The sequence below is a fragment of the Robinsoniella sp. genome (assembly GCF_034124845.1).
In genome coordinates, this window is sequence record NZ_JAWYAJ010000015.1 from 1 (window position 1) to 7,639 (window position 7,639).

Here is a 7,639-nt window from a genome sequence, read left to right on the forward strand (position 1 = left end):
TTACAAACGGAATTGATTCATTCGTTCTCAAAAGGCGTATTTCACGAATAGGATTTGAAATAGATAATTCTATGCTTTTTGGTAAGCGTATAGATCCTTCACTATATTTATACAGCATATAAATAACATTTGCTTTCTGTGTAAAGGCATAGGTTTCATTGGATTCTAAAGTATCACAAGCAATAGTTTCATATATAGCTTCTCCATTTATTTTAAGCCATTTCCCAAGTTTATACAGAGATTTCATTCCTTCCTCCGGAAGTTTTCCATCTGGTTGTGGTGCAATATTGAGCGCCAAGTTTCCGCCCCTTGCAACGATATCAATCAGCAAATGTACAAGCTCATGTGCTGATTTATAGTGATCCGAATAAGAAAATGAAAAATCTTCTCCTAGACTGATGCAGCTTTCCCATGGAACCGGAATTGGCTTTTGCGGAACCATTTGTTCTGGAGTAATAAAGTTTTCATATTCTCCCGAAACAGTACGGTCACATACAATCAAGTGGGGTTGTGTGGTATTTCTTATGGTGTTTACTACTTCTCCTAATCTAATATCCTGTTTTTTTATCTCTGGGTTCACCCAGCCTCCATCCAGCCAAAGGACATCAACCTTACCGTAATTAGTCGTTAACTCCAGCAATTGCTTATGGGTATATTCAACAAATTTTTCCCAAATCTCAGGGTGCTCATCAATGTCATAATTTACATTTCGATCTACTGCATCACCGAATTGCTTTGCCCAATAATAATCACTGTGCCAGTCCGGTTTTGAGAAATATACTGAAATAGCCATCCCCCTCTTCCTAAACTCCTCGTATAATCTTCCTACTATATCCGCATTTGGATTAGTAGAAAACGGGCAGGAGGGATCCGTTATCTTATAGTCTGTTGTCTCTGTATCAAACATACAAAAGCCATCATGATGTTTCGTGTTAAAAAGAAGATACTTAAAGCCACATTCCTCTGCAAATTCTGCCCATTTATCCGGTCTGAATTTCACTGGATTAAAGGTTTTATTGCAATCAATGTATTGTTGTTTAAATTCATCCATATCATCTGTCCAGTCAATCTCTTTCCGGCTCCAGCTTTCATCCCCGTTTGAAAGTGCCCAAGATTCTATTATTCCCAATTGGCATCCAGGCGCCCAATGTATCATAAGTCCTAGTTTCAACCCCATAAAATATGTTAGGTTTTCTTTAACCGCCTGTTCTTTTGGTGGGATATAGTTTTTATAATCAGTATAGAAATGGACACCGTTATCAACAATATCTTCCTGTTTATCTCTATCTCTTTTAACTTCTTCGGTAACGTCCATATTTTGACTATTTTCCATTTTATTATTCTCCTGTATTATAAATAGTAGTTGTATTTATAGTCCCGCTCCAAGGACTGTACATTATACTATATTTTCTATTTGGCTATCTTTCTAAAGCTAAATACGGTTTTCATATTTTGAAATTAAAGTAATAACTATTTCAAGTTCGTCTGGTTTATTTTCTGAAAAGCTCTTTGTCTGCGTCGTCCACGCTGTTTCCCAATCAGCTAACGTGTTATAGAACTCATTCGCCCTCCATGCCTGTCGTTCAAAAATTTGGGGAAGATCGTCCTCCACATATTCTTCATCATTTTCCAGACAGCGGGCAAGCATTTCAAAAAATTTGATCCATCTTTGTTTATAAAATAACTCAATCATTCCAGACCATTCTTTCCATGCATAGTCAAAAATATGAGTACAGTCCGTTGTGCCCCACAAAGTAAGAAGTACACTTGCATTCCATTCGTAATATTCCTTTTCCTCCAAAGTCTCTCCCCATCTGCGCGCATCCCCAATCCACTTATCCAACCGGAATTCAGACCGTGACGAAAGAAGTATATCCATATCTGAAAGTAATTCCAGAAAAGACTCTGACTCTGTTTTAAAAGCTTGGGCATCTCTGTTTAAAAAAGCATCTGCAACTTTTACATACAATGCTTGTCCATAATTACTTAGCACTTGGCGTAAAATATCAACCACATCATACCTTGCACCATCTGAGTTCACCTGGGCAGACATCAGGAGCTTTAATGCCGAGAATAGTCTTCTATTTCCATAAGGGTAATGAAATCCATCATTAGGACCAGATTTTTTAACCCGGACTGCAGGTCTTGCAGCAACAATAGAGCTTTTTTCCACCCCGTTTGTACCAGGCATATAGACTGTCTTTAACAATATTTCTCCCGCTTTACGCACTTCTGCCGAGTCAATTCCGGTACGGCGCTGCATATACTTGTCCATCCATTCCGACAAATCAACTTTCTGCCCCCCTGTAAGCTGGGTAAATGCCAAATCATAATATGCAGGATTTTGCCCGATTGATTCCATAAATAATCCTGCTCCACATACATTTGGTGCAATTTTTGATACTGTTTTATAAGGATTAGCTGACAACATCTGCAAATCCCCATGCAAGTTTGTTCTGCCGCCAAAATTATGAAGTGTACCGGTAACAAATGGATATCCCCAGAAATTATCCGTTTCAGTATGCTTCTCTCCGCATAAGTCTAAAATAAGAAGATTCTTTTTGTCCATTCTTGACACAATATCATGGCGTATTGACCAGGATTGAGCAACCCAAACACCATTTTGATCAAAGTTTGTCAGTAGTTTTTTTACAGAATCACCTACTGCTTCTAAATATTCTTTCGTATTTAATGGTGGCTCACTCTCGTGAAACGGATCAATTGCATAGAATCCATATGTACCAAATAACTCTTTTTGTTTTTGTAAAAAGAGAGTACCCAATTTGTCGAAAAGGGGGTCTGTAGGATCAAGCTGCCCTGTGGCAGGCAAGCCAAACCACTCTTCCTTTTTCATAATATTTGCATCCGGATATTTTTCTTTCAAGAGTAGTGGAACGAAACCTGAAAATCCCTGTTGTATGGGCTGCATTCCTAAACTCCGTTCACGCTCTATTATTTTCTGCCCCAGGTCTACATGGGATTCTATCCATTTTGTAGGAAGAGGACCACAGAAGCCTTCAATATTTGTCATCCACTGCCATGCCAAAAATGCCGGACCACATAAAAATTTTCGTGCCTCTTCATCCGTAAATCCAAATTCAGTCAGTGTATCACGCCAAACTCCTTCTATACCCACTACACTTAAGGGCATATTAATGCCATTCAATGCCATAAAATCAATTTCTTTCTCCCAACGATCCCACTTCCACCATGATGCGGAATAGTTAAAGGTACAATAATTCATGTAAACACGGTATTTCTGTTCAATCACGGTTCTGTTACATGCAGCTACAGGGGGTAGCAGCGTTGGCAATTCCATCCGGCATCCACACCATGAAAGGTTACAATTTGCAACATGTTTCAGATACCACCCCAGCCCCGTGGCCATACTTATGTAATTATTACCCTTAATCACTAATTTTCCCCTAAGAGTGTCTACTTCGTAAACATCCTTTTCGCCAACAGCTTGTACCCTTTCAAAATTTATTTGTTCCCAGTGTCTGGGCAAAACACGTTTTGCTAAATTTTGTATTGCATCCATTTCTTTAATCTCCTCATTTCAATTTTATCCGTTTCAATAATTCTCTCGGTCGGATTTTACGGTCTATTTCTTTTTAGATACTTAAGGGGTGATTCTCCTACACATTTTGAAAAGAGGCGGGAAAAATGTTCTACGCTAGAATAACCAACGCGGGTTGCCGTCTCATTTATTCGTAATGAGGAATTTGCCAAAATCTCTTTTGCCCTCTCTATTCTAACTTGGTTGAGATAATCTTTAAAATGCATGCCCATTATTCCTGTAAAACAATTACTAACACTTCTCTGATTAACATGGAGATCATCGGCAACATTTTGAATGGTCAAATTCGGGTTATGATAATGCATATGTATATATGCCTGTATAGCATCTGATAACGGTATATTCATCTGATTATTAAGTTTTAAACTTAGTTCATAAATTTTATTGCTGCACAGCTCTTTTAGTTCTGCATAATCAGATGCTGATAAAATTAGTCCGGTAAGGGCTAAAAGCTCTTCATCTGCCATACTGACAAATTTTTTCTCAAACATCCGATGGAGTTCTCCAAAAAAGCTTACCAGATCTTCTTTTATCAGACTTGGTGCCGTCTCTTCTTTACTAATAATATTAAAGAGCTGTTCAAGCGCCTTTGACAATTCATGTATGGATATACTTCTCATTAATTTAGCAGTTACTTCCAGCAAGCCCTTATAAGCTGCCATATATCCCACATTTGAAGTGGCATTATATTGAAAATAAACTTCACAAGGATGATAAAATCTGGCATCCATTGACTGTTTTGCCTGATCGTAAAGTTTATTTATGCTTTTATATTCTAAGCATTTACTGGAACCAACGACGAGAAGTTGATCCGCCTCCGGGTTACTATGTATTTTTTGTACCAGAAAATCACAAATATCTGAAACCTGATATACATCATCTCCAAAGCAAAGGATAATTATCTTCCAGTCAAAGAATCCAAAGACAAAATGTGCTGCATTTTCCCGAAGTATAAAAAGAAGCTCAGACACTAGAACAGTCTTCACATTATCTTCAAGGGTTATGGTCATCATTCTATATACGCACTGCTCTAAATAGGCATTCTCATGATTAATTTTCTGCAATAGCTGTTCTGTTGGGTTTTCCCCAATCATTGGATTTCGCAGTTCCACTTGTGATTTGAGTTTGCTTAAAAGTTTGTCCAGAACTTTTTCATTATCAATATCAATCTTTAGTATGTAATCCTCTACCCCATTTTTAAAGCTTTGCCTGACCAAGTTAAAATCACTATAAGAACTAATCACCACAAACAATAGATCCGGCAAGAACTCGTGCAACCGTTCAATTAGTTCCAACCCACCCATATGGGGCATTTTTACATCTGTAAAAACTATATTTACATCATGTTTTTTTAAAAAATCTATTGCAGCAAAACCGTCATAAGCACATCCCACCACACGCATATTATATTTCTTCCAGTTGATAGTTCTCCTCAAAATCTCAATAATCATGGGTTCATCATCTACAATTAATACATCGATCACTGGTCTACCTCCTGTTTTACAATACAAGGAAGGTCAATATTTACCACAGAACCTTCATTTATCTTACTGAATATCTTAATTCCAAAATCATCTCCACACAGCAATTGTATCTTTTTATGCACTGTTTTTATTCCCAGATTAGTCAGATGTTCACCCTTTTTTTGATCTCCTGTTTGCATAAAATTAATAAGACTATCTTCGCAAAATCCTACTCCATTGTCCTTAACCTGCAGAAGAATACCATTTTCTTTTCTACTCCCTAATATAGTGATTTCACCGCCTTTTTCACTTGGATAGATACCATGGAAGATACAGTTTTCAACCAATGGCTGTAGAATAAAGTTTGGAATCAATAAATCTTTTATATCCGGTTCTACCTCAATGGTAAAACGGATATTGCCATTGTAAACAACATTTTGGATCAGCATATAATACTCTACATTTTCAATCTCTTCACTTAGTGAAATCATATCTCCATCCCTGCCAACTGTGCTGCGCAATAACTTAACTAATGCTGATATAAGTTGACTGATTTGCTCCTGATGGTTTAAAATTGAGATATATTTAATATTTGTAAGCGTATTATACAAAAAATGTGGGTTAATCTGTGCCTGCAGTTTTTCAAGTGTTATACTTTCGCATTTTTCAACCAATTTTACAATTTCCGCTTCCCCATCCGCTGATTTCTTTGAAAGAGACAAAATCGTATCACTAATTTGTTTTAATTCATAGCAGTCACTATCAGTACCATTGATGTCAGAACCTTTTTCTCCTCTTTTTGTAATTGCCTCAATCGGTCTATATAATTTACGGTTAATATAGCGAATAAACACCGTGAACAGTATAATACAGATAATTCCTAAAAAAATAACAGTTATTTGCTGCTTCAACAATTGTGTACGAACAGTTGAAAAGGAGATACTACTAAATATACAGAGTTTCATTTTATCTTTTGCCGATGCGATATAGACAATCTTTTTATTTGATTTTTCTGCCTCTAGATACCCCTCTTGTTCCAGAAGCGCACGTTTATTGTTTAGGAATTCTGAAAACTCCTCCTTATTAGCTGCGTCAGAATAAAGCACAGTATTATCATTTTTAACAACATAAATATCCGTGGTATCACTAAGGCGGCTCTGTAAGGGTTGAAATAACTCCTCCACACTGTAAGTAGTAAAAAGAGTGCCCAGTAATTGTAGGTTTTTGGTATGTATCATCATTTTTCCCAGTACTAAAACATCCTTATTTTCTTCATTCTTTGCAACCCCAATAATGACACTTTTACCATTCTCCTTCTGTGCAGCAGGGCACCAATCTTTCAAAACGATGTTTCTTATAAACTGTTTGGACACAAATGAATTTGTATAAAAATCCCCATCTTTCGTCACTAAAATCGCTGACTCCATCTTCAATACATTATTATCCGCATTGATGGAATCCATAAAATCATCGAGATATCGAAAATCAGTCGCAAGCTTCGAATTGAATTTTTTAAAATCCGTTTCTTTTAATATTCTTTGTACCTCACCATCCATATAAATTTGTCTGGAATTCTGTTCCATTTGTTTAAGCTGCTTTTCCAGGACCAAATTCATTAATCCCACAACACTTTGCTGCTCTGCTATGATACTTTTATGAATTGTCCTCGCTGAATAATAGAATAAAATCCAGCTAAAGACCAACAGTGGTATAACAAAAAGCAGAATACAGGAACGTAATAGAATTTGCTTCATGGTTAATGTTTTATCAGTTTTCATGATTCACCTCGCTTTTATACAAATAGGCAAACGATTACATTTGCCTATTTGTATTAAATATTTTTCAAGTCCTCATAATAAAACCATTATACATTATTCACCATGGATATAGTATCAAATTTTTTTACTGGAATTTCTTATACATTTCTTCACCTTCTGCCAGAACTTCTTTTCCTCCGTTTGCAAGCCATTCTTCCACAAACTGATCAAATTCGCTGAGAGGACGTTCTCCGGTGATGAAATCAATATAGGCATTCTGATATATCTTGTTTAAGGTTTCGCTTTTCGCATTATACACCGGACGAAAATAGGGAGCCAACACATCATATTTTCCTGTACCCTTAGTCTCAGCATCATTACGTATGTCAATATACTTTGGCTGTGTCATATATTTTTCCAGTAACTTATAATCATTGAAACACCCCGGAAGCATATACAGGCCGATCCCAAATTCATTACGTTTTTCTTCTGAATCATAAGGCGGTATCCATGTGCGGCCGTTCACCTCGTCATACGTGTAAGTTTCTCCCTCTATGCCATAATAAAGTAAATCCTGAACCTCACGGTCAAAGGACCCGTCAAACACTTCCAGATATTTTGCAAGTTTTTCCGGTTCATCCTCTAAATGCTTTCCAAATACAACTACCCCGATGATGGGATTTTGCTGTGTCATGCCTGATTTCCCTTCCGGTCCTTTTGGAGGATTCGTAAGAGTAAAGGAGACATCCGGATTTTTTTCATGGGCTGCTTCATAGAAGTCTCCTCCGAAGAAGGCTTCTTTTGGCGTAAAGTTCCACCATGCCCCAGCTGCTGATGCA

Annotated in this window: 5 protein-coding genes; all 5 read right to left on the bottom strand. The window is 37.1% G+C overall.

All coding sequences use genetic code 11. The annotated features are described in order from the left end of the window. Positions 1 to 1,333, bottom strand: a 1,333-nt coding sequence (locus ACH2DQ_RS00975; RefSeq protein ID WP_395025141.1) for an alpha-L-fucosidase, incomplete at its 3' end; no start/stop codon positions are given. A gap of 99 nt (positions 1,334 to 1,432) precedes the next feature. Then, a complete protein-coding gene (locus ACH2DQ_RS00980) occupies positions 1,433 to 3,541 on the bottom strand; it encodes an alpha-N-acetylglucosaminidase (protein ID WP_394910798.1) in 2,109 nt (702 codons plus the stop codon). A gap of 56 nt (positions 3,542 to 3,597) precedes the next feature. After that, complete coding sequence (locus tag ACH2DQ_RS00985; protein WP_394910797.1) at positions 3,598 to 5,064, bottom strand: response regulator; 1,467 nt, start codon at positions 5,062 to 5,064, stop codon at positions 3,598 to 3,600. Beyond that, positions 5,061 to 6,821, bottom strand: coding sequence for a sensor histidine kinase (locus tag ACH2DQ_RS00990; RefSeq protein WP_394910796.1), 1,761 nt, complete (start codon positions 6,819 to 6,821; stop codon positions 5,061 to 5,063). The genes ACH2DQ_RS00985 and ACH2DQ_RS00990 overlap by 4 nt, the downstream gene beginning before the upstream one ends. Positions 6,822 to 6,945: 124 nt before the next feature. Next, positions 6,946 to 7,639 (bottom strand): hypothetical protein (locus ACH2DQ_RS00995; protein WP_395025144.1); only part of this gene is annotated, 694 nt, incomplete at its 5' end.